The 25,680-nt window shown below is 55.8% G+C and carries 25 protein-coding genes and 1 other annotated feature; of the genes, 9 read left to right on the top strand and 16 right to left on the bottom strand.

What is annotated here, in order from left to right:
* Positions 1-128 precede the first annotated feature (128 nt).
* Together ECL_RS03965 and yaaA are read left to right on the top strand one after the other, a co-directional pair.
* On the top strand, positions 129-1,559 hold the full coding sequence (locus ECL_RS03965; RefSeq protein ID WP_013095514.1) for an alanine/glycine:cation symporter family protein: 1,431 nt from the start codon (positions 129-131) through the stop codon (positions 1,557-1,559).
* A 66-nt stretch (positions 1,560-1,625) separates the two neighbouring features.
* Positions 1,626-2,399, top strand: a complete 774-nt coding sequence (yaaA, locus tag ECL_RS03960) for a peroxide stress protein YaaA (protein ID WP_013095513.1) — start codon at positions 1,626-1,628, stop codon at positions 2,397-2,399.
* Positions 2,400-2,431: 32 nt separating this feature from the next.
* On the opposite strand, the gene ECL_RS03955 is transcribed toward yaaA, so the two are convergent.
* The 7 genes from ECL_RS03955 to yjjY all read right to left on the bottom strand — a co-directional run bounded on the left by ECL_RS03955 (position 2,432) and on the right by yjjY (position 9,239).
* On the bottom strand, positions 2,432-2,725 hold the full coding sequence (locus ECL_RS03955) for a DUF2502 domain-containing protein (protein ID WP_013095512.1): 294 nt from the start codon (positions 2,723-2,725) through the stop codon (positions 2,432-2,434).
* A gap of 243 nt (positions 2,726-2,968) precedes the next feature.
* Positions 2,969-4,255 carry a threonine synthase gene (gene thrC / locus ECL_RS03950; protein ID WP_013095511.1) on the bottom strand — a complete coding sequence of 429 codons (1,287 nt, stop codon included), beginning with the start codon at positions 4,253-4,255 and terminating at the stop codon, positions 2,969-2,971.
* Between the two features lie 3 nt (positions 4,256-4,258).
* Entirely contained in the window at positions 4,259-5,188 is a 930-nt protein-coding gene (gene thrB, locus ECL_RS03945) for a homoserine kinase (RefSeq protein WP_013095510.1), read from the bottom strand.
* Position 5,189: 1 nt separating this feature from the next.
* Positions 5,190-7,652: a bifunctional aspartate kinase/homoserine dehydrogenase I gene (gene thrA, locus ECL_RS03940; protein ID WP_013095509.1), complete on the bottom strand. Its 2,463-nt coding sequence runs from the start codon at positions 7,650-7,652 to the stop codon at positions 5,190-5,192.
* Positions 7,653-7,676: 24 nt separating this feature from the next.
* Positions 7,677-7,794 (bottom strand) — a sequence feature (Thr leader region).
* On the bottom strand, positions 7,733-7,801 hold the full coding sequence (thrL, locus tag ECL_RS03935; RefSeq protein WP_015572623.1) for a thr operon leader peptide: 69 nt from the start codon (positions 7,799-7,801) through the stop codon (positions 7,733-7,735). It overlaps the preceding feature by 62 nt.
* A 211-nt stretch (positions 7,802-8,012) precedes the next feature.
* The gene (locus tag ECL_RS03930) at positions 8,013-8,699 is read right to left on the bottom strand and encodes a tRNA/rRNA methyltransferase (RefSeq protein ID WP_013095507.1); all 687 of its coding nucleotides are present in this window, start codon (positions 8,697-8,699) and stop codon (positions 8,013-8,015) included.
* Between the two features lie 399 nt (positions 8,700-9,098).
* The gene (gene yjjY / locus ECL_RS03925) at positions 9,099-9,239 is read right to left on the bottom strand and encodes a YjjY family protein (RefSeq protein ID WP_001541509.1); all 141 of its coding nucleotides are present in this window, start codon (positions 9,237-9,239) and stop codon (positions 9,099-9,101) included.
* 95 nt (positions 9,240-9,334) lie between these two features.
* Between yjjY and arcA the strand changes: the two genes are divergently transcribed.
* Complete coding sequence (gene arcA / locus ECL_RS03920; RefSeq protein ID WP_003856501.1) at positions 9,335-10,051, top strand: two-component system response regulator ArcA; 717 nt, start codon at positions 9,335-9,337, stop codon at positions 10,049-10,051.
* Between the two features lie 45 nt (positions 10,052-10,096).
* Here the strand turns inward: arcA and creA are convergent, their stop codons facing one another.
* Entirely contained in the window at positions 10,097-10,570 is a 474-nt protein-coding gene (gene creA, locus ECL_RS03915; RefSeq protein ID WP_013095506.1) for a protein CreA, read from the bottom strand.
* A gap of 211 nt (positions 10,571-10,781) precedes the next feature.
* Between creA and robA the strand changes: the two genes are divergently transcribed.
* Positions 10,782-11,651 (top strand): MDR efflux pump AcrAB transcriptional activator RobA, encoded by an 870-nt coding sequence (gene robA / locus ECL_RS03910; protein ID WP_013095505.1) that lies wholly within the window; start codon positions 10,782-10,784, stop codon positions 11,649-11,651.
* Here robA and gpmB read toward each other — a convergent pair.
* Entirely contained in the window at positions 11,648-12,295 is a 648-nt protein-coding gene (gene gpmB / locus ECL_RS03905; protein WP_013095504.1) for a 2,3-diphosphoglycerate-dependent phosphoglycerate mutase GpmB, read from the bottom strand. The genes robA and gpmB overlap by 4 nt on opposite strands.
* A gap of 49 nt (positions 12,296-12,344) precedes the next feature.
* Between gpmB and yjjX the strand changes: the two genes are divergently transcribed.
* On the top strand, positions 12,345-12,860 hold the full coding sequence (gene yjjX, locus ECL_RS03900) for an inosine/xanthosine triphosphatase (RefSeq protein WP_044159514.1): 516 nt from the start codon (positions 12,345-12,347) through the stop codon (positions 12,858-12,860).
* A 27-nt stretch (positions 12,861-12,887) separates the two neighbouring features.
* Here the strand turns inward: yjjX and trpR are convergent, their stop codons facing one another.
* Both trpR and sltY read right to left on the bottom strand, forming a co-directional pair.
* Entirely contained in the window at positions 12,888-13,217 is a 330-nt protein-coding gene (gene trpR, locus ECL_RS03895) for a trp operon repressor (protein ID WP_013095502.1), read from the bottom strand.
* Positions 13,218-13,272: 55 nt separating this feature from the next.
* On the bottom strand, positions 13,273-15,210 hold the full coding sequence (sltY, locus tag ECL_RS03890; protein ID WP_013095501.1) for a murein transglycosylase: 1,938 nt from the start codon (positions 15,208-15,210) through the stop codon (positions 13,273-13,275).
* Positions 15,211-15,437: 227 nt separating this feature from the next.
* Between sltY and ettA the strand changes: the two genes are divergently transcribed.
* Positions 15,438-17,105 (top strand): energy-dependent translational throttle protein EttA, encoded by a 1,668-nt coding sequence (ettA, locus tag ECL_RS03885; protein ID WP_013095500.1) that lies wholly within the window; start codon positions 15,438-15,440, stop codon positions 17,103-17,105.
* Between the two features lie 90 nt (positions 17,106-17,195).
* Here ettA and ECL_RS03880 read toward each other — a convergent pair whose 3' ends face one another.
* Positions 17,196-18,095, bottom strand: coding sequence for a LysR family transcriptional regulator (locus ECL_RS03880; RefSeq protein WP_013095499.1), 900 nt, complete (start codon positions 18,093-18,095; stop codon positions 17,196-17,198).
* A 108-nt stretch (positions 18,096-18,203) separates the two neighbouring features.
* Here ECL_RS03880 and ECL_RS03875 point away from each other — a divergent pair, with 108 nt between their 5' ends.
* Complete coding sequence (locus ECL_RS03875; protein WP_013095498.1) at positions 18,204-19,205, top strand: zinc-binding alcohol dehydrogenase family protein; 1,002 nt, start codon at positions 18,204-18,206, stop codon at positions 19,203-19,205.
* Between the two features lie 105 nt (positions 19,206-19,310).
* On the opposite strand, the gene nadR is transcribed toward ECL_RS03875, so the two are convergent.
* From nadR to serB, 3 genes are all read right to left on the bottom strand, one after another.
* Entirely contained in the window at positions 19,311-20,543 is a 1,233-nt protein-coding gene (gene nadR, locus ECL_RS03870; RefSeq protein WP_013095497.1) for a multifunctional transcriptional regulator/nicotinamide-nucleotide adenylyltransferase/ribosylnicotinamide kinase NadR, read from the bottom strand.
* A gap of 35 nt (positions 20,544-20,578) precedes the next feature.
* Positions 20,579-21,964 (bottom strand): DNA repair protein RadA, encoded by a 1,386-nt coding sequence (radA, locus tag ECL_RS03865; protein WP_013095496.1) that lies wholly within the window; start codon positions 21,962-21,964, stop codon positions 20,579-20,581.
* Between the two features lie 75 nt (positions 21,965-22,039).
* A complete protein-coding gene (gene serB, locus ECL_RS03860) occupies positions 22,040-23,008 on the bottom strand; it encodes a phosphoserine phosphatase (RefSeq protein ID WP_013095495.1) in 969 nt (322 codons plus the stop codon).
* 117 nt (positions 23,009-23,125) lie between these two features.
* Between serB and ECL_RS03855 the strand changes: the two genes are divergently transcribed.
* On the top strand, positions 23,126-23,770 hold the full coding sequence (locus ECL_RS03855; RefSeq protein ID WP_013095494.1) for a YtjB family periplasmic protein: 645 nt from the start codon (positions 23,126-23,128) through the stop codon (positions 23,768-23,770).
* 39 nt (positions 23,771-23,809) lie between these two features.
* Entirely contained in the window at positions 23,810-24,826 is a 1,017-nt protein-coding gene (gene lplA / locus ECL_RS03850; RefSeq protein ID WP_013095493.1) for a lipoate--protein ligase, read from the top strand.
* A 61-nt stretch (positions 24,827-24,887) separates the two neighbouring features.
* Here lplA and deoD read toward each other — a convergent pair whose 3' ends face one another.
* Positions 24,888-25,610: a purine-nucleoside phosphorylase gene (gene deoD, locus ECL_RS03845; RefSeq protein ID WP_013095492.1), complete on the bottom strand. Its 723-nt coding sequence runs from the start codon at positions 25,608-25,610 to the stop codon at positions 24,888-24,890.
* Between the last annotated feature and the right edge of the window lie 70 nt (positions 25,611-25,680).

The following is a 25,680-nucleotide window of genomic DNA, read 5'->3' as shown; positions in this document are numbered from 1 at the left end:
GCAACCGCAGACAGTGCGCTTAGCCAATGTATGATAAACTCGGAATATTAAGAGGCAGCTACGTAACAGTACGCCCAATATGTGGTAGCGCTTACATCCTTACCCTGGCATCAACATGAGGGACGTTAATGCCTGATTTCTTTTTCTTTATTAACGAAGTGCTCTGGGGTTCGATAATGATATACCTGCTTCTGGCAGCAGGTATATGGTTTACGTTACGCAGCGGTTTTATCCAGTTTCGTTATATCCGCAAATTTGGCAGAAGTCTGAAAAACAGCGTCACGCCACAACCCGGTGGATTAACCTCGTTCCAGGCGCTGTGCACCAGCCTTGCGGCAAGGCTTGGCAGCGGTAACCTGGCGGGGGTCGCGCTGGCTATCAGCGCCGGTGGGCCGGGGGCGGTTTTCTGGATGTGGGTGACGGCAATTATCGGCATGGCAACGTCCTTTGCCGAATGCTCTCTCGCCCAGCTCTATAAAGAAAAAGATCATCATGGCCAGTTTCGCGGTGGCCCTGCCTGGTACATGGCGCGCGGCTTAGGAATGCGCTGGATGGGCGTGCTGTTCTCGCTTTTCTTACTCGTCACCTATGGCCTGATTTTCAACACCGTCCAGGCAAATTCTGTCGCCCATGCCCTGCGCTATGCCTTCGCCTGTCCGGAATGGCTCACCGGCGCGGGGTTAGCCCTCTGCATACTGCTGACCATCTCTACCGGTCTTAAGGGTACAGCCCGCCTGATGCAGTGGCTGGTTCCCATTATGGCCTTGCTCTGGGTTGCGGCCAGTCTGCTTGTCGCTGCGTTGCATATCGACCAGGTGCCGGATGTGATTGCGACCATTTTCAGCAGCGCCTTTGGCTGGCGTGAAGCGGCTTCGGGTGCGCTGGGCTATACCTTTAGCCAGGCGCTGATGGCGGTGTTTCAGCGCGGTATGTTCTCTAACGAAGCCGGAATGGGGTCTACCCCCAATGCCGCGGCGGCGGCGGCTTCCTGGCCCCCTCACCCGGCCGCGCAAGGCATTGTGCAAATGATTGGGGTCTTCACGGACACGATTATTATCTGCTCCTCCAGCGCCATGATCTTGCTGCTGGCAGGCCCGATCTCTCACTCATCGGAAGCCGGCGGGATACAGCTTCTTCAGCAGGCGCTGGTGAACCTTACCGGTGGCTGGGGAGCGGGATTTGTTTCGCTCATTCTGCTGTTGTTCGCCTTCAGCTCGATGGTCGTCAATTACCTTTACGCCGAGAACAACCTCATTTTCCTGAAGCTCAACTCTCGCCCCATGCTCAACCTGTTGCGCCTGGGCATGTTGCTGATGGTCATCGTGGGTTCTCTGCTCAGCATGCCGGTGGTCTGGCAACTGGCGGACGTGATTATGGCGCTGATGGCGATCACCAACCTGACGGCGATTTTGCTGCTCTCGCCCGTAGTCACCCTCATCGCCCGGGACTACCTTCGCCAGCGCAAGCTGGGGGTTCCGCCGGTGTTTGACGCCTCGCGCTATCCCGAAATCAAGTCGCAGATTGCGCCCGGCACGTGGGATGATTTGCCGCGGCAATAACAGCTATCGATCAATTCAGGGCGATTTTTTGCTAAAGTCGCCTTAAATTTCCTGCAAGGACTGGATATGCTGATTCTGATTTCACCTGCAAAAACGCTCGACTACCAGAGCCCGCTCGCGACCGAGCGTTATACCCAGCCTGAACTGCTGGACTACTCGCAACAGCTGATTCACGAGGCGCGTAAGCTCTCCGCGCCGCAAATCGCCTCGCTGATGAGCATCAGTGATAAGCTCGCCGATCTCAACGCGACCCGCTTCCATGAGTGGCATCCTGACTTTACTCCTGCGAATGCGCGCCAGGCGCTTCTGGCCTTCAAGGGCGATGTCTATACCGGCCTGCAGGCAGAAGAGTTCAGCGAAGCCGATTTCGATTTTGCCCAGCAGCATCTGCGTATGCTTTCAGGCCTGTACGGCGTGCTGCGCCCGCTGGATCTGATGCAGCCCTATCGTCTGGAGATGGGCATCCGCCTGGAAAACGCCAAAGGCAAAGATCTGTACCATTTCTGGGGCGACATTATCACCGATAAGCTGAACGCAGCCCTGCACGCGCAGGGGGATAACGTGGTGATTAACCTCGCCTCCGATGAATACTTCAAATCGGTGAAGCCGAAGAAGCTCGATGCGGAAATTATTAAACCGGTCTTCCTTGATGAGAAAAACGGCAAGTTCAAGGTCATCAGCTTTTATGCCAAAAAAGCGCGTGGCCTGATGAGCCGCTACATCATTCAAAACCGCCTGACGAAGCCAGAGCAGCTCACCGGATTCAACAGCGAGGGGTATTTCTTTGACGAGGAAGCGTCAGGGAAAGGGGAACTGGTGTTTAAGCGTCACGAACAGTAAAAAATCAACCCCGCCTGCTGGCGGGGTTTGTATTAGTGATGCTTCCAGTCCGGGCCTGGTCGGTGATCGTCGTGGCGGTGGTCATGACGATCGTCACGATCGCGATGCTCATCATGTGGACGCCAGTGGTTATCGCGCCACTCATAATGCGCCTTCCACCAGTCATGGTCGCGCCAGCGGCCGCCGTCCCAGTAATGGCCGTTATTATCCCGATCGCCAATCTGCAGTTTGACCGCCGGAACCAGGGTGATTTCGGATGCCTGTACCGCCATGGGAGCGACCAGCATCAGTGAAAGCGCAATCAGCGCAGGTTTCAGTTTAGACATCGGTGACTCCTTATGATTCTTGCCCAACGTGGGCCGATGTAAGGAGATTACGTGAGGGGAACCGGAGATGTTATTCTCTGCAATCCTAAACGCTAAGTGACCGCATTTATTGGGAATTTCTGCTTTTTCCCTGCTATTTTTCTCCTTATTTTCTTCACAAAAAAGCCGGGTGATGCTTCGCTTACCCGGCCTACGATTGAGATTGTTGCAGGCCCGGTAAGCGCAGCGCCACCGGGCAAAAAATCACGCTCGGGTCATCATCAGCTTACGCAGCGCGGCAAAATCCGCTGGCAGCTCATGAGAGAGCAGCGGCAGGTCAGCGCGATCCGCCAGCTCTTTCGGCAGCGGCAGCGTTTCACCCAGAATCTCTTCCACGCTCTCTTTGAATTTTGCCGGATGCGCCGTCCCCAGGAACAGGCCATACTCGCCAGGATTCAGCTGGTCGCGCAGCGCACGGTAAGCAATCGCCGCATGCGGTTCAGAGGTATACCCCACCGCTTTCAGCTCACGCATAGTGCTTTTGGTGGTTTCATCGGTGACCGCCGCATAGCCCAGATCGCCCAGACGCCACACTTTACGGCGGAACAGCTCTTCCACGCGCGGCCAGTTGTTTGGCTGTGACACGTCCATCGCGTTAGAGAGCGTCGCCTGAGTCGCGTTCGGCGCCCATTTACCGTCTTTCAGGAAGCGTGGCACGGTGTCGTTGGCGTTGGTCGCCGCAATAAAGCGTTTCACCGGCAGCCCGAGGGATTTCGCCAGCAGGCCCGCGGTCAGGTCGCCAAAGTTTCCGCTCGGTACCGAAACCACCAGCTGATTGCGCGCCTCTTGCGGCAGTTGGGCAACCGCTTCGAAGTAGTAGCAAATCTGCGCCAGCAGACGGCTGATGTTAATGGAGTTAGCAGAGTTGAGCCCCAGCGCGGCTTTCAGCTCTTCATCGTCGAAGGCCTGTTTCACCAGCGCCTGACAGGCATCGAAGTCGCCATCTACCGCCACGGTTTCAATGTTACCGCCGAGGGTGCAGAACAGTTTTTCCTGGAGCGGGCTGATCTTGCCTTTCGGATAGAGGATCACCACGCGGACGTTCTTCAGACCGTAAAAAGCATGCGCCACGGCGGCACCGGTATCCCCGGAGGTGGCGGTCAGAATGGTGACCGGCTTGTCGCCGCTGATGTGGGTAAGCATCTGCGCCATAAAGCGGCCGCCGAAGTCTTTAAACGCCAGCGTTGGGCCGTGGAACAGCTCCAGACAGCCCACATCCGGCTCAACCTGCTGAACCGGTGCCGGGAAGGCGAACGCCGCACGTACGCGCTCTTCCAGCAACTCCTGCGGGATTTCGTCGCCGATAAACGCAGACAAAATTTTTGTGCTGCGAGTGACAAAGTCCTGCTTCAGCAGCTCATCAATGTCGGTCAGCTGGAATTCAGGGAGATCGTGAGGGAAGAACAGCCCCTGATTTTTGCCCAGTCCCTGAGTCACCGCCTGCGCGAAGCTGACCTGCTCGTTATGATCTTTCAGATTGTAGAGTTTCATTCGTTATCCCAGTACTCGTGCGCCAGCCGTGTCCAGACGGCAAATATGAACAAAGCCTTCCTGATTTTGCAGGTAGTGTTTAGAGAGCCAGTCCGCCACGCGCTGCGCGGTGTCTGGCTTATCGCACAGGGCGAACAGCGTCGGGCCGGAGCCGGAGATGCCGCACGCCTGCGCGCCAATATCAAGCGATGCCTGTCGCGCCTCATTAAAGCCAGGCAGCAACTTCGTACGATACGGTTCGGCAATCACATCTTTCATCAATTTCGCCGCCAGCTGTGGCTGACGGGTATAACAGGCGTGAATAAAGCCTGCCAGATGACGCCCGTGGGCGATGCAGTCCTGACGGCGATACTGCGCAGGCAGGATCGCCCGCGCTTCCGCGGTAGACACTTTGATACCCGGGTAGGCCAGCACCCACAGCCACTCATCAAACCCTGGCACCTGCTGGCTGATGATGCCATTTTCTTCGATCATCAACTGCATACCGCCGAGGAAACACGGCGCGACGTTATCGTAGTGGATACTGCCAGAGATGCGGCCTTCCAGCTCACCCATTAACCCCAGCAGACGGCTATTGTTCAGGGGTTTGCCGCAGTGCTCATTCATCGCCACCAGCGCGGCCACAACAGAGCAGGCACTTGATCCCAGGCCAGAGCCAATCGGCATACTTTTTTCCAGCGTCATGGCGACCGGCACGTTTTTCCCGATCTCCTGACAGAAACGCTCCCAGCACTGATAGACAATATTCTCGCGCGGTTCGGACGGCAGCTTGCTGGCAAAACGTCCCACGTTATTCAGGCTGAAACTTTCTGCCGCTTCCACCGTGACCGTATCGCCCAATAGTGAACCGTCCACCGGCGTCACCGCCGCACCCAGCACATCAAACCCGACGCTCATATTGGCGCTGGAAGCCGGGGCATAAACTTTGACCATGTTAAACTCCTAACTTCCATGACAGGGTACGCAGCAGATCGGCAAACACACCCGCCGCCGTAACATCGTTCCCTGCGCCATAGCCGCGAAGCACCAGCGGCAATGGCTGATAATAGTGGCTGTAAAACGCCAGGGCGTTTTCGCCGTTTTTGACTTTGTACAACGGATCGTTGCCATCGACTTCGGCAATCTTCACCCGGCACACGCCATCTTCTTCAATGTTGCCAACATAGCGCAATACCTTACCTTCATCACGGGCTTTCGCCACGCGTGCGGCAAAAGCGTCATCCAGCTGCGGTAAATTATCCATAAAGGCGCTGACGTCACCGCTGCTGTCAAATTCAGCCGGCAGCACGGGTTCTATCACGATATCGGAAAGCTCCAGCTCACGGCCCGTTTCGCGCGCCAGAATAAGCAGTTTGCGCGCCACGTCCATACCGGAGAGATCGTCACGCGGATCCGGCTCGGTGTAGCCCAGTTCACGCGCGGCGCGGGTTGCTTCTGAGAGGCTCATCCCTTCATCCAGCTTACCGAAAATAAAGGACAGCGAACCGGAGAGAATGCCGGAGAAACGTTGCAGTTCGTCGCCCGCGTTCAGCAGGTTCTGCAGGTTTTCGATAACCGGCAGCCCCGCCCCCACGTTGGTATCGTACAGGAACTTGCGACGCGATTTGCTCGCCGCCAGACGCAGCTGGTGATAGTAATCCATCGACGAGGTGTTGGCCTTTTTGTTCGGTGTGACCACATGGAAGCCTTCGCGCAGGAAGTCCGCGTACTGATCGGCAACCGCCTGGTTCGAGGTACAATCGACAATCACCGGGTTCAGCAGGTGATACTCTTTCACCAGACGGATCAGACGCCCCAGGTTGAACGGCTCTTTTGCCTCGTTCAACTCGGCCTGCCAGTTTTCCAGGTTCAGCCCGTGAACGTTGGTCAGCAGCGCTTTTGAGTTGGCGATCCCGCAGACGCGCAGATCGATATGCTTCTTCTTCAGCCACTCCTGCTGACGCTTCACCTGCTCCAGCAGCGCACCGCCAACACCGCCCACGCCAATCAGGAACAGCTCAATCACCTGATCGGTGTTGAACAGCATCTGATGAACCACGCGTACGCCGGTAGTCGCGTCATCGTTATCCACCACCACCGAAATAGAACGCTCGGATGAGCCCTGGGCAATCGCCACGATATTAATATTGGCACGCGCCAACGCGGCAAAGAACTTGGCGGAGATACCGCGCAGCGTGCGCATACCGTCGCCAACCACGGAGATAACCGCAAGACGTTCCTGAATGGATAACGGCTCCAGCAGCTCTTCTTTCAGCTCCAGATAGAACTCTTCTTCCAGCGCACGACGGGCGCGCAGGCAGTCACCCTGCGGCACGCAGAAGCTGATGCTGTATTCCGATGAGGACTGGGTGATCAGCACCACAGAGATCCCATTGCGTGACATTGCGGCAAACACGCGCGCCGCCATGCCAACCATCCCTTTCATACCAGGCCCGGAGACGCTGAACATTGCCATGTTGTTGAGGTTAGAGATACCTTTCACCGGCAGGCCATCTTCGTCTGTGCTGGCGCCAATCAGCGTGCCAGGCGCTTGCGGGTTACCGGTATTTTTAATCAGGCAAGGGATCTGGAACTGGGCAATGGGGGAGATGGTACGAGGGTGAAGCACTTTCGCGCCGAAGTAGGAAAGCTCCATCGCCTCCTGGTAAGACATCGACTTCAGCAGCCTGGCGTCCGGTACCTGGCGCGGGTCGCAGGTGTATACGCCGTCAACGTCAGTCCAGATCTCGCAACAGTCCGCGCGTAAACAGGCGGCCAGCACAGCAGCAGAGTAATCAGAGCCGTTACGGCCCAGCACCACCAGTTCACCCTTTTCATTGCCGGCGGTGAAGCCCGCCATCAGGATCATATGGTCAGAAGGAATTTTGCTCGCAGCGATGCGGCGGGTTGATTCAGCAATATCAACGGTGGATTCGAGGTAGTGGCCCACCGCCAGCAGTTTTTCAACCGGATCAATCACCGTGACGTGATGCCCGCGCGCTTCCAGCAGGCCCGCCATGATGGCGATAGAGAGTTTCTCACCGCGGCAAATCAACGCCGCGTTGATGCTGTCCGGGCACTGACCCAGCAGGCTGATACCGTGCAGCACATGTTTAATCTGGGCAAATTCTTGTTCTACGAAGGCTTTCAGCTGTACGAGCGGGAAACCTGGCTGTGCCTCCGCCAGCCCCTGCAGCAGCTCGGCGAAGATACGCTCGGCATCGCTAATGTTCGGAAGTGCATCCTGACCGCCAATGGTCTTTTCAATCATCGCCACCAGGTGGTTAGTGATTTTTGCCGGCGCAGAGAGAACGGTCGCGACCTGTCCCTGCCTGGCGTTGCTCTCCAGGATATCGGCAACACGCAGAAAGCGTTCTGCATTTGCCACTGATGTACCGCCGAACTTCAACACTCGCATGGTTCTACCTCGTTTCCTTTAGCCGAAAAAAAAGCCCGCACTGTTCAGGTGCGGGCTTTTTTCTGTTTTTCCTGTACGCGTCAGCCCGCATCGTTACCTGTGGTAATGATGATGGTTGTGGTAATGGTGGTGATGCTGATGCGTTTCATGGATGTTGTGTACTCTGTCATTATTATCTGTCTGTGCTGTATTCTTTTAGGGTTAAAGGATCGGGCACCTTAAGTCAATGAATTTTTAATTTGATCACAATTCAGCGCCTTCTTACGTCCCGCTGCGTGCAGATTTATTTTCATCCGATTCCGCCAGAGGCAACCCTTAACGTCAGACGCTTACGCCATAGTAAAAACTTATGGCAGCATTTTACTCGGCTAATTTTTTTTCGATATCGTGCAGCAAACGGTGCAGCATTGCCGTATCGCGCTGCTCCAGGCGCCCAAGACGCTGCTGCAGCCAGTCAGCCATTTTTTGGTCATCCGCCACGCCAAGTTGCATCAGCAGGTTGTCAACGCGCGTACGCAGCGCGGCCAGTTGGTTTTCGTCGGTACCCACCGCTGGCGGTTGAGGAATTTGTATTAAGGACGCTAATTGATAGCAATAGACCATCACCGCCTGGCCTAAATTCAGGGACGGATAATCCGCGACCATTGGAGCCCCCGTCAGCACATCCGCGAGCGCCAGTTCGTCGTTTGTTAATCCTGAATCTTCCCGCCCAAACACCAGCGCCGCTTTTTCCAGCCACTGGCTTTTCTCGCTCAGCATCGGTACCAGTTCCGCTGGCGTGGCGTAATAGTGGAACTTCGCCCGACTGCGCGCCGTGGTGGCAACGGTAAACGAAATATCGTGCAGCGCGTCGGCGAGCGTGTCGTAAGTGGTTATATTATCAAGAATATCGCCCGACCCGTGCGCCACCCAACGCGCCGCGGGCTCCAGGTGAGCGACGCTGTCCACAATACGCAAATCGGTGAACCCCATGGTCTTCATGGCACGCGCCGCAGCGCCTATATTTTCAGCTCTGGCTGGCGCAACCAGTACAATCGACAGATGCATTTATGCTCTCTTTTTAATCAGTTAGCGGGGATTAATGTGATGCGCGTCAACATATTACGCGGCGCGAATTTACAATTTTGCAACACAAATCACCGAAATAGCGTTTCATAACAAATTAAAAGCGCTAAACTATTTTGTAGCTGAACAATCATTTAGAATGTTAACAGAACCTGATTATCCTTATGTTTTATAATGATAATGACAGGGTGAATACGCGATTTAAGTTGGATTCGTAACGTTTATCAATCAAGATCCGCAACTAGTTGGTTTATTGAAAAATTGTGACAAAGGCTAGCATTTAGCTATGATGATTTCATCAAACTGTTAACGTGCTACAATTGAACTTGATATATGTCAACGAAGCGTAGTTTTATTGGGTGTCAGGTGTCACTTAGCCTGTTATGTTGCTGTTAAAATGGTTAGGATGACAGCCGTTTTTGACACTGTCGGGTCCAAAGGGAAAGTACCCACGACCAAGCTAATGATGTTGTTGACGTTGATGGAAAGTGCATCAAGAACGCAATTACGTACTTTAGTCACGTTAGCCCGGTCATGTTAATTTGCGACATGCATCAGGCAGGTCAGGGACTTTTGTACTTCCTGTTTCGATTTAGTTGGCAATTTAGGTAGCAAACATGCAGACCCCGCACATTCTTATCGTTGAAGACGAGTTGGTAACACGCAACACGTTGAAGAGCATTTTCGAAGCAGAAGGCTACGATGTCTTTGAAGCGACCGATGGCGCAGAGATGCATCAGATCCTTTCTGAAAATGATATCAACCTGGTCATTATGGATATCAATCTGCCAGGTAAAAACGGCCTTCTGCTGGCGCGCGAACTGCGTGAACAGGCGAACGTCGCATTAATGTTCCTGACAGGCCGTGATAACGAAGTTGATAAGATCCTTGGCCTGGAAATCGGTGCGGATGACTACATCACCAAACCGTTTAACCCACGCGAGTTAACCATTCGTGCACGCAACCTGCTGTCCCGCACCATGAACCTGGGCACCGTCAGCGAAGAGCGTCGTAGCGTAGACAGCTACAAATTCAACGGCTGGGAACTTGATATCAATAGCCGTTCACTGATCAGCCCGAACGGTGAGCAGTATAAACTGCCGCGCAGTGAATTCCGGGCGATGCTGCACTTCTGTGAAAACCCGGGCAAAATTCAGTCCCGTGCAGAACTGCTGAAGAAAATGACCGGCCGTGAGCTGAAGCCACACGACCGTACTGTAGACGTGACCATCCGTCGTATTCGTAAACATTTCGAATCTACGCCAGATACGCCGGAAATCATCGCCACAATTCACGGCGAAGGCTATCGTTTCTGCGGTGACCTGCAGGAGTGATCCTGCAGTCAACACCATAAAAAACGGCGCGAAAGCGCCGTTTTTTTATTCCCGCCACGGCATAATCGGCACCGCGCTAATCGCGTTTTTCGGTGAACCTTCCACCACTTTGTCGGAGTAGGCAAGGTAGGCCAGGGTGTTACGTTTAGCATCGTAAAAACGCACCACCTGCAGCTTTTTGAAGACCAGCGACGTCCGTTTCTGGAACACCACATCCCCCTGCGCTTTGCCGTTTTTGATTTTCTCGCTCAGTTCAACCGGCCCGACCTGCTGGCAGGAGATGGCCGCATCGGATGTATCCTCGGCCAGCCCCAGACCGCCTTTTATCCCCCCGGTTTTTGCCCGGCTAACGTAGCAGGTGACGTTTTTCACATCCGGATCGTCAAACGCCTCCACCACAATTTTGTGGTCCGGCCCAAACATTTTAAACACGGTATCGACAGAACCAATCTGTTCCGCCTGCGCCGCGCGGCCCGCTATCAGCAGTAAGGCTGTTAAGAGCAATGTCTTATATTTCATATTGTTACCATTTCTTAATATTACGTTGAGCGATTATTCAACTCGTTAGACAAAAATGTAGCAAGATCACAGGATTAGAATATATTCACCCAAAACGCAGGACAAAAAGCATTAATGAGCAAAAAAAACACTGAATGCTAAAACATCAAAAAATGCTATTATCCGCTAACCTGTTATCAGGCACCTGCTGTTTTAAGGATGAGGATAGTATATGGATCAGGCTGGAATTATTCGCGACCTGCTAACCTGGCTGGAAGGTCATCTTGACCAGCCTTTGTCACTGGATAATGTGGCGGCTAAAGCAGGCTATTCCAAGTGGCATCTGCAAAGGATGTTCAAGGATGTCACCGGTCATGCTATCGGTGCCTATATTCGCGCACGTCGTTTATCTAAATCTGCGGTGGCCTTACGCCTGACCGCGCGGCCCATTCTTGATATTGCCCTGCAGTATCGTTTCGACTCGCAACAAACGTTCACCCGAGCCTTTAAAAAACAGTTCTCGTTGACGCCGGCACTCTATCGCCGTTCACCTGACTGGAGCTCATACGGTATGCGCCCGCCGCTGCGTCTGGGCGAGTTCGCCATGCCGAAGTACGAAATCATTACCCTGCCGGAAACCCATTTGATCGGTACGACACAGAGCTACACCTGTTCTCTGGAGCAGATTTCTGAGTTCCGCCATCAAATGCGCGTTCAGTTCTGGCGCGACTTCCTGAGCCATGCCCCGGCGATCCCGCCTATCCTGTATGGTCTCAACGAAACGCATCCAAGCCAGGAAAAAGACGACGAGCAGGAGGTGTTCTACACCACCGCGTTAACGCCGGAGATGGCCAATGGCTATATTCAGGGCTCTAAACCGGTCGTGCTGGAAGGCGGAGAGTACGTGATGTTCTCCTACGAAGGGCTGGGAACGGGCGTACAGGAATTCATCCTGACCGTTTACGGAACATGCATGCCTATGCTGAACCTGAATCGCCGTAAAGGTCAGGATATTGAGCGCTACTACCCGGCAAGCGATGCGAAACCGGAAGAAGGCCCCATTAATCTGCGGATGGAATTCTTAATCCCGATCCGTCGTTAGCGCTGCAGTTCATCCAGTGCAGGGGCATCAAGATGCGAAATGTCCCCTGCCATCTCAACGACCCATCCCGACGCCAGCCACGCGCTTTCCTGATAATCAATACGGGAAATAGAGCAGTTGCGCAGACGCAAACGGCGCTCCGCATAGGCCGGTAACCCCAGAATGGTGCTGACCAGACATCCCAGCGCAATCCCGTGACTCACCAGCAGTGGACGGCTTCCGGCGGGCAGCTTCAGGCATTCCGCCAGCGCAGCATGCATACGCACGCTCAGCTCCTGCATGGATTCGCCCTCAGGAATACGACCATCTTCGGTACCGTTAACCAGCGTGCGGCGCCAGCCCTCTTCCGTTTCCGTCAGCGTATCGATATGGCGTTTTTCGAGCACCCCCATATCCAGCTCGCGCAGGCGCGGTTCAAGCAGCACATCACAACCACAGGCATCAGCAATTATGCGCGCCGTCTGCTGCGTGCGACCTAAATCGCTGGTGATGACATGGGTAATGCCCAGCGTTCTGGCACGTTCTGCCACCTGCCACGCTTGCTGCACACCCTTTTCAGTGAGAGGACTGTCGGACTGGCCTTGAATACGTCGCTCGGCGTTCCACTGCGTTTCACCGTGGCGAACAAGGTATACCTGTAACATGCTTTTTTTCCGTTATACTGCGATGAGTTTTTTTGAATCGAGCTTAATTATGCACCATGTTGTCTCTGCTACCACCAATCCTGCCAAAATTCAGGCAATTCTAAGGGCATTTGAAGAGATTTTCGGCGAAGGATCCTGCCATATTGATGCCGTCGGCGTCGAGAGTGGCGTTCCTGAACAGCCGTTTGGCAGCGAAGAAACGCGCGCTGGCGCACGAAATCGCGTGTTAAATGCGAAAGCGGCCGCACCCGATGCCGACTTCTGGGTCGCCATTGAAGCGGGAATTGACGAGGGCGCGACGTTTAGCTGGGTGGTTATCGAAAGCCGTGAACAGCGCGGTGAAGCACGCTCGGCCACCCTGCCGCTGCCGGACATCATTCTGGAAAAAGTGCGCGCAGGCGAAGCGCTCGGGCCAGTGATGTCGCAATACACCGGCATTGATGAAATAGGCCGTAAAGAAGGAGCGATTGGCGTCTTTACTGCTGGCGCGCTTACGCGCTCAAGCGTTTATCATCAGGCGGTGCTCCTGGCGTTAAGCCCGTTCCATAACGCCATTTATCGTTGAACGTGTAGGCCGGATAAGGCGCAGCCGTCATCCGGCGTTTTTCAGCAATACCGCTTCCAGCCACTGACGCAGCTCAACCGGCGCAGACTTCAGGCTGTTTGAACCGCGGGTGATCGTCGCGATCCCCGCGCCCAGCTCGTTTTTGAGCTCACGCTGGCTCATCTCACCGCGCAGTAACTCTTCGATGATCCGCACGCGCGTGCCCAACGCCTCACGCTCGTCCGGCGTCAGCATCAGTTGCAGCAGGGGTAGATGCAGATCCTGGTCGTAAGACTGGCGGAGCAACTCCACAAAACGAAGCCACTCCTGATGACGTTGTTCGGCCAGTGCCGAGGAATACGGGGAATGCTGGGTCATGTTATGCCGCCTGTTGTACTCATTAACGAGTACAGCATAACACAACCCATCCCAATCAGTAACGTCTCTGCCACTCCGCATCGCTCATCAGGGTATCTTTTTGCCCCATGAAGTAACGGTAATAGGCATCATACGCCAGCACGTTCTTCACGTAGCCGCGCGTTTCTGAGAACGGAATGCTCTCGACAAACGCCACGGCGTCGATGCGTCCGGCGCTGTTACCCAGCCAGGTACGCACGCGCCCTGGGCCCGCGTTATACGCCGCAGAGGCGAAAATGCGGTTGTTACCAAACTGCTGATAGACGTACTGCAGATAACTGGTACCAATGTTGATGTTGGTATCCGGATCCAGCAGCTGTGATGGACTGCTGTATCCCGGGATATTAAACATCTTCACCGTATGCGTCGCCGTGCCCGGCATAATCTGCATCAGGCCGCTGGCCCCTACCGGGGAACGGACTTTCGGGTTCCAGGCGCTCTCCTGACGGGCAATCGCCATGGCGTAGCTTTGCGGAATATCTTTACCGCTGGTGTAGCGATCGAACAGATCTTTGTAGGCCAGCGGGAAACGTTCTTCGAGATGATCCCACAGCTTGCCAGCGATCGTCGCCTGAACGCTCAGATCCCACCAGTGGTTATCAAAGGCGTAACGGGCAAGCTGGGCTTTCTCATCCGTAGTGCGGCTGGTGACCAGATTCGCCCACTCGCTACGGGCGGTGTTGTCCATATTCCAGTACATCAGCTCGCGCACGCGCGCCATTTCCGGCCCCTGGGTCAACGCCGGGCTGGCGTTACCCGGCGCTTTATCAATGCGGAAGGTGTACTCCTCACCCAGACGCTGCGCGGCCACCATTGGGTAGAAGCCTCGCTGCTGCATCAGCGCGTGGAGGATCTCTTTGGCTTCGTCATCGCGTCCCCGCTCCATCAGCAGATCCGCCTGCCAGTAGCGCCATTCGTCTTTCTCTTTGGCTTCCATCGGCAGACGCGCAAGCCAGGTATTAAGGCCTTTACGATCGCCCGTCCCCAGCGCCATACGCACGCGACGTTCCACCAGCGACGTGGAGTTGGAGCGCATAATGGCATCGTCCCGCCAGCGGGCCTGTTCGTCGGTTACGTCCGAGCCCATCAGTCTCCACGCCACGATGTCGCGCAGTTCCTGGGTTTGCTCTTCATTGAGCTGCTGTGCCTGCACCAGCTGCGGGATCATCAGCCGTGCGTTTTCGACATCGTCACGCGCCACGCTGGCAAAGGCCACCGCCGCCATCTGTCGGGTAAAATCGGTCGCTCCCGTGCTGCGGGCAAAGGTCAGAACGCTGTTGGGGTCGTTTGCCAGCGACATCACGGCCGTGGAAATGGTCTGGTAATCCGACGGCATTTGACCCGCCAGAGCCATCACCAGACGCGTGTTTCCGGCTTTCATCGCCAGACGGATACGTTCAAGGTAAGCCAGCGGATCCTGTTTACCGGAAGCACGCCAGGCACCAAAGAGCGAATCACAGGCGTTCGGCTGGCTTTTCCCGGTCAGCCACAGCTCTTTTGCCCCTGCCCAGGCTTCCTCCTGCTGACCGGTGGCCCATTTTGCATAGTAATAGTTACACTGGGCTTCCGTGGTGTTCGGTTTTTCCGGGCTGAACGCCAGCAGCCCGCGCCAGTCTTCACGACGCGCCAGCTCGTTTACAAAACGAGACTGCAGATTCCGGGCGGGCGGCAGGGTCGGATTCGCCTGAATGAAGTTATTCACGGTGACCGTGGGTTGATTCATGAGATCGTCAGTAATCTGGCGATACTCCAGATAGGGATAGAGAGGATAGTCTTTCAGCGTCGGCATCAACGCCTGCACAGTATCCATCTGTTTGTTGTCCCACGCCTGTTTAATCTGGGCGTAGCGGTTACGTTGTTCATCCAGTGAATCGGCATGCACCGCCTGACTTACCGCCATTACGCATACGCTGGCCGCCAGCAGACGCCAGACCACCCGTTTGGCTTTTTCCACAAGCTCTTCCTCATTGTTTTTTCGTCAATTGCAGCGTCTTGCCACGTCAAAGTCTAATTAACTTATGCTAACCAGGCATCCCGGAACGCGCCACGTTACGGACACTTTTTTACCTTTCCTGCGCGTTTTAACACTCCCGACGTTCCTGGCTGGGATTAGGGCGGGAAAAAGGCTACACTTCGAGGCTGAAATTCCTTTTCATCACGATAAAAGAGGCGAAGTCCAACGTGGCTCAATTCGTTTATACCATGCATCGTGTCGGCAAAGTGGTACCGCCGAAACGTCATATTCTTAAAAATATCTCGCTGAGCTTCTTCCCGGGCGCAAAAATCGGTGTTCTGGGCCTCAACGGTGCCGGTAAGTCCACCCTGCTGCGCATCATGGCCGGCATCGATACAGACATCGAAGGTGAAGCCCGTCCGCAGCCAGGCATCAAAATTGGCTACCTGCCGCAGGAACCTCAGCTGAACCCTGAACACACCGTTCGTGAATCGGTTGAAGAAGCGGTATCCGAAGTGGTTAACGCGCTGAAAGGTCTGGATGAAGTGTATGCCAAATACGCCGAGCCAGATGCGGACTTCGATAAACTGGCCGCTCAGCAAGGCAAATTTGAAGAGATTATCCAGGCGCACGACGGTCACAACCTGAACGTGCAGCTGGAGCGCGCCGCTGACGCCCTGCGTCTGCCGGACTGGGATGCGAAAATCGCCAACCTCTCCGGTGGTGAGCGTCGCCGCGTGGCGCTGTGCCGTCTGCTGCTGGAAAAACCAGACATGCTGCTGCTCGACGAACCCACTAACCACCTGGATGCGGAATCCGTGGCGTGGCTGGAACGCTTCCTGCACGACTTCGAAGGCACCGTGGTGGCGATCACCCACGACCGTTACTTCCTCGACAACGTGGCGGGCTGGATCCTGGAGCTGGACCGCGGCGAGGGTATCCCATGGGAAGGCAACTACTCTTCCTGGCTGGAGCAGAAAGATCAGCGTCTGGCGCAGGAAGCGTCTGCTGAAGCAGCACGCCGTAAGTCTATTGAGAAAGAGCTGGAGTGGGTACGTCAGGGCACGAAGGGCCGTCAGTCTAAGGGCAAAGCCCGTCTGGCACGCTTCGAAGAGCTGAACAACACCGAATACCAGAAACGTAACGAAACCAACGAACTGTTTATTCCACCTGGCGCGCGTCTGGGGGATAAAGTGGTCGAAGTCAGCAACCTGCGTAAATCTTACGGTGACCGCGTGCTGATCGACGATCTCTCCTTCTCCGTACCGAAGGGTGCCATCGTCGGTATCATCGGTCCGAACGGCGCGGGTAAATCCACCCTGTTCCGTATGATGTCCGGTCAGGAGCAGCCAGACAGCGGTTCTATCACCCTGGGTGAAACGGTGAAACTGGCGTCCGTTGACCAGTTCCGTGACGCAATGGATAACAGCAAAACCGTGTGGGAAGAAGTGTCCGGCGGGCTGGATATCATGCGTATCGGCAACACCGAGATGCCAAGCCGCGCCTATGTTGGCCGCTTTAACTTCAAAGGTACCGATCAGGGTAAACGCGTCGGCGAGTTGTCCGGTGGTGAGCGTGGTCGTCTGCATCTGGCGAAGCTGCTGCAGGTTGGCGGTAACGTACTGCTGCTCGATGAACCAACCAACGACCTCGACATCGAAACCCTGCGCGCGCTGGAAAACGCCCTTCTGGAGTTCCCGGGCTGTGCCATGGTTATCTCGCACGACCGTTGGTTCCTTGACCGTATCGCCACCCACATTCTGGACTACCAGGATGAAGGGAAAGTGGAGTTCTTCGAAGGTAACTTCACCGAATACGAAGAGTACAAGAAACGCACGCTGGGCGCAGACGCGCTGGAGCCGAAGCGTATTAAGTACAAGCGTATTGCGAAATAAAAGTAAAACGGCAACTTCGGTTGCCGTTTTTATGTTTGTGCCCTCTCCCCGTGGGAGAGGGTCAGGGTGAGGGCATCAGGCCGCACATAATCACCCGCCCACGTAAAACCGCTTCACCTCATCACACTGCATCGCAAAGTCGATATAGCTCATCAGCGCAGGCGAATTGAGCTTACGGCTCGGATAGGCGAGCCAGAGATCGTTTCCTTCAACGTTCCACTCCGGTAGCACCTGCACCAGCGCCCCTTTTTCAATTTTATCTTCCAGCAAAAAAGCGGGTAAGAGTGTGATTCCCGCACCAGCTACCGCGCACTCACGGGCATACACAAGATTATCCGTCATATGCGCATTGTCCGGCAGATAGCGGTAATCCTCACTCTCGCTTTGCAGGAGCCATTCAGACCAGGCCTTGTGGGTAATACAACGGTGATCCACCAGCTGGCGGGGATGGTGCAGCGGCTCCCGGCGTGCCAGATATTCCGGTGAGGCCAGCATATAGCGCGGACAGTGGCCAATCATGCGGCCAATCAGCGAGGAGTCCTGCGGTTTACCGGTACGCAGCGCCACGTCAAAACCAGACTCCACCAGATCGAGCACATCGTCAGAAATAGAGACATCCAGCGAAACGTCAGGATAGCGGAGCTGAAACTCGGCATTCAGGTGTGCCAGTAACGTCGCGCCAATGCCCGCCGGGCAGGTGATACGAAGCCGCCCGCTGGGGTTTTCACGCAGCCGCTGAATGGCATACTCCGCCCTTTCGCTGGCCGCCAGCATCTCGCGACAATGCACCAGATAGTGCTCCCCCGCAAAGGTCAGATTCAGCCTGCGCGTGGTGCGGTTTAGCAGGCGGATCCCCACCTGCTGCTCAAGCTGGCTAATCCGCTGGCTAACGCTGGATTTCGGCAGGTCTGCTTTCTGCGCTGCGGCGGTAAAACTCCCCATCTCCGCCACCAGCGCAAACAGCGCCATATCCTGAAGCTGTTTAAACATGATTGTTCACCCCATACGAACACTCCGTTCTTGATTGTCCATCTTATCATGCGCATGACCACTTAATAGACTAGCCTCAACAAAACGCATTCCATTGAGGAGTTGATCATGTCTGTTAAAGCCATTGCCGTTAATCCTGAAAATCCCGCAGCTTTTATTGAGATCACCCAACCGATGCCACAGCCCGGTGAACACGATCTGCTGGTGGAAGTGAAAGCCGTTTCCATCAACCCGGTCGATACCAAAGTGCATGCGAGTCTTGTTAAAAACGGCCTGCAGGCGCCACGCATTCTCGGCTGGGATGCCAGCGGTGTCATCAAAGCGGTGGGGACAAGCGTCACCGGCTTCAAACCGGGCGACGAAGTGTGGTACGCGGGTGATATTACCCGTCCGGGCAGTAATGCCACGCATCAGCTGATTGATGCGCGTATTGTCGGACACAAACCGACAAGCCTTGGCTGGGATGCCGCTGCCGCATTGCCGCTGACCGCGCTCACCGCCTGGGAAGGGCTGTTTGAGCGCCTGAATATTCAGGATGCCGGGTCGGACAAAACGCTGCTGATCATCGGCGGTGCCGGCGGCGTAGGCTCCCTTGCGATCCCGTTTGCGAAGCACAACAGCAAGGTCAGGGTCATCGCCACCGCGTCGCGGGAAGACTCAGCCCAATGGTGTCGCGATCGCGGCGCGGATCTGGTGGTGAATTATCGCGATCTGCAAGGTGAACTGGCCAAACAGGGCATCACCTTTGTGGATTATATTTTCATCCTCAATGATACCGATGGCCACTGGGACGCGGTCAGCGAACTGATTGCGCCGCAGGGACACATCTGCTCCATCGTCGAAAATGCGCACCCGCTGAACCAGGACAAGCTGAAATCCAAATCCGCCGCCCTGCACTGGGAATTCATGTATACCCGCAGCATGTACCAGACTGCCGATATGGCGCGTCAGGGTGAGATCTTAAACGAGGTGGCGAAGCTGGTAGATAACGGCGTGGTGGAGAGTTCGCTCAGCGAAACGCTGCACGGGCTGAGCGTGGAAAGCATTACCGAGGCCCACCGCAAAGTGCTGGACGGGCATATGCGCGGGAAGGTGGTGGTTGCGTTCTGAGTGGATAATTCCCCCTCTCCCCACGGGGGAGAGGGTAAAGACAGCTCCGTACGATCCCCTCTCCCCCATGGGGAGAGGGTTAGGGTGAGGGGCAAGCCTGTGAATTTACCCCTGCTCCCCCATCATCTCCTTCACCAGCTCGACGCAGCGCAGGAAACGGGTGTCGTAATCCGACGCTTCAACGTGGACAAACTCCACGTTGTTCTCATGAAGCATCTCCACCAGCATCGTCTGGAACTCTTTTCTGTCCACTGAGCTACCGAGGCTGCGCATCCCGTCGGCGACCCACGGCGTGTTGTTTTCCAGCAGGATCACCAGGTCGAAGCGATATTCATCGATCAGCGCCTGTACGAACGGGTGCTCGCGTCCTTCATACTTCTTACAGAAAGCTTGTGTGGTGACAAAATCGGTGTCGATGAAGGCCACTTTGTTGGCGTATTTCACCGCGAAATCAATGTACTGAGCATGGCCTAGCGCGATTTTATCGTAATCAGAATACTGCAGCGCCATCTCGTCTCCCCCCAGATGGGAAAAGACATAATCACGTCCGTATTCCCACGCGCTGGTGGTATTGAAGATATTTGCCAGCTTGTTAACCAGCGTCGATTTCCCGCTGGATTCACCGCCCAGAATCGCAACTGTGCGCACAAAGAACGGCTTCACTTCGGTCGGGATGTAATCCCAGTAGCGGAACGGGTTTTCGCGGATCTGCGCCCCGCTGATGTTCATGAATGTACGCTTAGGATCGATCAGCACCGTTTCAATGCCCAGATGCTCGCGGAACTGCGGTGCGTCGGACTCTTCAGAGGTGTAGATCCAGTTGGGCGCAATCCCTTTCTCTTCCATAAACGCTTTAATGCCATTGCTCCACACGTCCCAGCCGTGTGGATACGGCTCCATGCCCTCTTCGTTAAAGGCATGAATGCGAATGTTTTTCTGATATTTGAAGGTCTGAAGCAGCCAGCGCAGGCGATCCGGCACCGTCGGCTGCTGCGACATGGCGCTGTCTTCAAACAGCTGACGGTCACGGGCTTCATCGTAACCCATGATGATGTGCAGTTCGTCGACCTGGCTACAGGCGCGCTGGATCAGGTAGATATGGCCGGTATGCAGCGGGTAAAACTTACCAAACACCACGCCGATGTTCTTTTGCATACGCGGGAATTCAAGCCCCAGAAAGCGATGTAACGCTTCCAGCTTTTGCGCGCTGGGGCTTTTGATTTTAGCGTTCAGCAACTGGCTAAGATAGCCTTTCGTCATGCCGCTGGCGTCAGCCACCTGCTGTAGCGTGCAGCCTTTCTGACGGATTGCGGTCTTGATGTAGTCAAATGATGACATAAATTACGGTGCCTCCTGCAAAATCGAATACGTAATTATAAGTCGTCAAAGACATTTAACGCATCTGCGAGTTTTTTAACGCCAAAGACCTGCATCCCTTCGGGGATCTTCTTCGGCACGTTGGCCGCCGGCACAATCGCCCGGCGGAAGCCATGTTTCGCCGCCTCGGAGATGCGCTCCTGGCCGCTGGGCACCGGGCGGATCTCCCCGGCCAGCCCCACTTCGCCGAAGACCACCAAATCCTGCGGCAGCGGTCTGTCACGCAGACTGGAGACCATCGCCAGCAGCAGCGCCAGATCGGCACTGGTCTCTGAAACTTTCACGCCCCCGACCACGTTGACGAAGACATCCTGATCGGCCATTTGCAGGCCACCATGACGGTGTAGCACCGCCAGCAGGATCGCCAGACGGTTCTGTTCCAGACCGACCGCCACGCGCCGCGGGTTACCCATCATCGAGTGATCCACCAGCGCCTGAATTTCAACGAGCAGCGGGCGCGTCCCCTCCCACAGCACCATCACCGAACTGCCGGAGGTGACTTCATCCCCCCGGCTCAGGAAGATGGCCGACGGGTTGCTGACTTCACGCAGCCCCTGCTCGGTCATGGCAAATACGCCCAGTTCATTCACCGCACCAAAGCGGTTTTTGTGGCTGCGCAGGGTACGGAAGCGGGAGTCTGCGTCGCCGTCCAGCATCACGGAGCAGTCGATACAGTGCTCAAGCACTTTTGGCCCCGCCAGGGAACCATCTTTTGTAACGTGGCCGACCATCACAATCGCCACGCCGCGGGTTTTGGCAAAACGCGTCAGATACGCGGCGGTCTCACGCACCTGCGCCACGCTGCCCGGCGAGGACTGAATATCCGCCATGTGCATCACCTGGATGGAGTCAATCACCATCAGCTTCGGCTGCTCTTCTTCAGCAATCATGCAGATCTGCTCAATGCTGGTTTCCGACAGCATATTCAGATTGCCGGTAGGTAACCCCAGACGGTGTGCTCGCATCGCCACCTGCTGCAGGGACTCTTCGCCAGTGACGTACAGGGTTTTCATCTGCTCGGCGAGCTTGCAGAGCGTTTGCAGCAGCAGGGTCGATTTACCCGCTCCCGGGTTACCGCCGATTAGGATCGCACTGCCCGGCACCACGCCGCCGCCAAGCACGCGGTCAAATTCTTTGAAGCCGGTGGAGAAGCGCGGCAACGCTTCCAGACTGATTTCTGACAGTTTTTGGACTTTTGCCACACCGGCATTACCCGCATAACCGCTCAGGCGTTCATTGCGGGCCACGCTCGGCGAAGCCGCCACACCACGCACTTCGGTGATGGTGTTCCAGGCATGGCAGGCGCTGCATTGCCCCTGCCAGCGCGGATAATCCGCACCACATTCATTACAGACAAATGCGCGTTTTGGGGCTTTAGCCACGGTTTACCTCGTTATTTCAGTGCGGCCTGCGCGCCGGGTGACGCTAACGCTTACCCGGCCTACAATCGCATACCGTTATTTCTGATTCAGGCTGCCGGAGAGGATGCAGAACACCCCCATCAGGTCAGCGTGACGGATTGTCACTTCCGTCTTTTCATTCACTTTTGGCTTGGCATGGTAGGCAATGCCAAGACCGGCAACTTTGATCATCGGTAGATCGTTTGCGCCATCGCCAATGGCAACGGTCTGGGCAACCGGAATTTCATATTTCTCGGCCAGTCGGCTCAGCGTATTGGCTTTATACTGCGCATCCACGATATCGCCGAGCACCTGCCCGGTCAGCTTACCGTCCATGATCTCCAGCTCGTTGGCGACCACGGTGGTCAGATGCAGTTTTTCCCGCAGGTAATCCGCGAAGAAGGTAAAGCCACCGGAAGCGATCGCCACTTTCCAGCCCAGCGACTGGAGCTTCAGCACCAGTTGCGTCAGCCCGGGCATCAGCGGCAGTTCATCGCGCACCTGACGCAGGATATTGGCATCGGCCCCTTTGAGGGTCGCCACGCGCTGTCTCAGGCTGGCAGTAAAATCCAGCTCGCCGCGCATCGCGCGCTCGGTCACTTCCGCCACCAGCTCGCCGCTGCCCGCCAGTTTGGCAATCTCATCGATACACTCAATCTGGATGGCGGTAGAGTCCATATCCATCACCAGCAGACCCGGCGTTTTCAGATGCGGGATTTTACCCAGCGGGGCAACATCCAGCCCGGCGTCGTGCGCCAGACGCGTCGCACGCTGCGTCAGGGAACCGGCCAGGCGAATGACCTGATAATCTTCCACACACCAGGCGGCGACAATCACCATCGCCGCACCCAGTTTAGTTTGATATTGGGTAAGGCGTTGCTTATCCAGGCCGCGTCCGTACAGCAGCCAGCCGCTACGGCCAGCGTGGTAATCCAGAGGCATCACCTCATCGCCACTTAAAGAGAGCGGCAATCCTGGCCATAAAGAGACATCCGTTGGCAGGTCGCACCAGGTAATGTTCGGCATTGAAGCTCCTGTAATTTCGTTCGCGCCGGAAGGTTCCAGAGGGAAAATAACGCATGAGGCTACCCTGTAACCATCACTTCTGGCAACATTAAGCCGTAAATTTTCAGCAGGTGGAATATGGCTCGCGCAAAACTGAAATTCCGGCTTCATCGCGCCGTGATCGTCCTTTTCTGTCTCGCCCTGTTAGTGGTGCTGATGCAAGGGGCGTCGTGGTTTAGCCAGAATCATCAACGGCAACGGAATCCGCAGTTTGAGGAGCTGGCCCGCACGCTGGCGCGTCAGGTTACGCTTAACGTCGCGCCCGCTATGCGTACCGAAACGCCGGATGACAAACGCATCAGCCAGGTTTTGCGTCAGTTAACCGAGAACAGCCGTATCCTGGATGCCGGTGTCTACGATGAAAAAGGCGATCTGATTGCCCGCGCGGGCGAGCATGTCGACGTACGCGACAGGCTGGCGCTGGACGGTAAAAAAGCCGGGGGCTACTTTAACCAGCAGATCGTCGAACCTATTCAGGGCAAAAATGGTCCGCTGGGGTATCTGCGCCTGACGCTCGACACCCATACCCTGCCCACGGAAGCCAAACAGGTGGATAACACCACCAATATACTCCGTCTGATGCTCCTGCTCTCCCTCGCCATTGGCGTGGTACTGGCCCGCACCTTGCTGCAGGGTAAGCGCACTCGCTGGCAGCAGTCGCCCTTCCTGCTGACCGCCAGTAAATCCGTTCCTGAAGACGAAGAGAGCGAAAAGAAAGATTAGTGATAAAGTAGGCTGATGATTCGGAAAAGGAACTCTGCCATGACGACGTTACGCCTGCTGCTCTCTGACTCTTACGATCCGTGGTTTAATCTTGCGGTAGAAGAGTGCATCTTCCGCCAGATGCCCGCCACCCAACGCGTGCTGTTTCTCTGGCGCAACGCCGACACGGTGGTCATTGGCCGCGCGCAGAATCCGTGGAAAGAGTGTAACACCCGGCGTATGGAAGAGGACAACGTCCGTCTGGCGCGCCGCAGCAGCGGCGGTGGTGCGGTATTCCACGATCTGGGCAATACCTGCTTTACCTTTATGGCGGGTAAGCCGGAATACGACAAGACCATCTCAACGTCCATTGTTCTCAACGCGCTCAATTCGCTCGGCGTGACGGCAGAAGCCTCCGGACGTAACGATCTGGTGGTCAAAACGCCAGACGGAGATCGCAAAGTGTCAGGCTCAGCCTATCGCGAAACACTGGATCGCGGCTTCCACCACGGCACCCTTCTTCTTAACGCCGATCTCAGCCGTCTGGCGAACTACCTGAATCCCGACAAGAAAAAACTGCAGGCCAAAGGGATCACTTCCGTGCGGGGGCGCGTGGCCAACCTGGTTGAGCTACTGCCAGACATCACTCACGCGCAAATCTGCAAGGCGATCCAGGAAGCCTTCTTTGCCCATTACGGTGAGCGCGTAGAGGCAGAGGTGATCTCCCCGGATAAAACCCCGGATCTGCCCAATTTCGCCGAAACCTTTGCCCGTCAGAGCAGCTGGGAGTGGAACTTTGGCCAGGCGCCTGCCTTTTCGCATCTGCTGGACGAACGCTTTACCTGGGGCGACGTGGAGCTGCACTTTGACGTAGAGAAAGGTCATATCACCCGCACGCAGGTATTTACGGACAGCCTTAACCCGGCGCCGTTAGAGGCGCTGGCGGCTCGTTTGCAGGGCTGTTTGTATCGGGCGGATATGCTGCAGCAGGAATGCGATGCGTTGATCGGGGATTTCCCGGGGCAGGAAAATGAGCTGAGGGAGTTGTCAGCGTGGATTGCACGGGCCGTGCGCTAGGTGCGGCCTGGTGCTCTCACCCCAACCCTCTCCCACAGGGAGAGGGCCGGAAGAGACAGAATTACTCTTTATCGCCCAGCAGAACGGATTCCAGCGCGATTTTGATCATGTCGTTGAAGGTGGTCTGACGCTCAGCAGCCGTGGTCTGCTCGTGGGTACGGATGTGGTCAGACACGGTGCAGATGGTCAGCGCTTTCGCACCGAACTCAGCCGCGACGCCGTAGATGCCCGCCGCTTCCATTTCCACGCCCAGGATGCCGTATTTTTCCATCACGTCGAACATCTCGCCGCCGTCCGGCGCATAGAACAGATCCGCGGAGAACAGGTTACCCACGCGAGCATCAACGCCCAGCGCTTTAGCCGCGTCAACCGCGTTACGCACCATGCCGAAGTCAGCAATCGCCGCGAAGTCGTGATCTTTGAAACGCATACGGTTGACTTTGGAATCGGTGCAGGCACCCATACCAATCACCACGTCACGCAGTTTAACGTCCATGCGCACCGCGCCGCAGGAGCCAACACGGATGATTTTCTTCACGCCGAAGTCGGTGATCAGCTCTTTGGTGTAGATGGAGCAGGATGGGATACCCATACCGTGGCCCATCACGGAGATTTTGCGGCCTTTGTACGTTCCGGTGAAGCCCAGCATGCCGCGAACGTTGTTCACTTCACGCACGTCTTCCAGGAAAGTTTCTGCAATGTGTTTCGCGCGCAGCGGGTCGCCCGGCATCAATACGACGTCAGCGAAATCACCCATTTCTGCGTTAATGTGAGGAGTTGCCATCTTCAGTTCCTTTTCATTGTAAATTCGCCCTCTCCCCGTGGGAGAGGGTTGGGGTGAGGGCATCAGGCCG

This window comes from Enterobacter cloacae subsp. cloacae ATCC 13047 (assembly GCF_000025565.1).
GTDB lineage: Bacteria > Pseudomonadota > Gammaproteobacteria > Enterobacterales > Enterobacteriaceae > Enterobacter > Enterobacter cloacae.
This window is presented reverse-complemented; position numbering and strand designations above follow the sequence as displayed.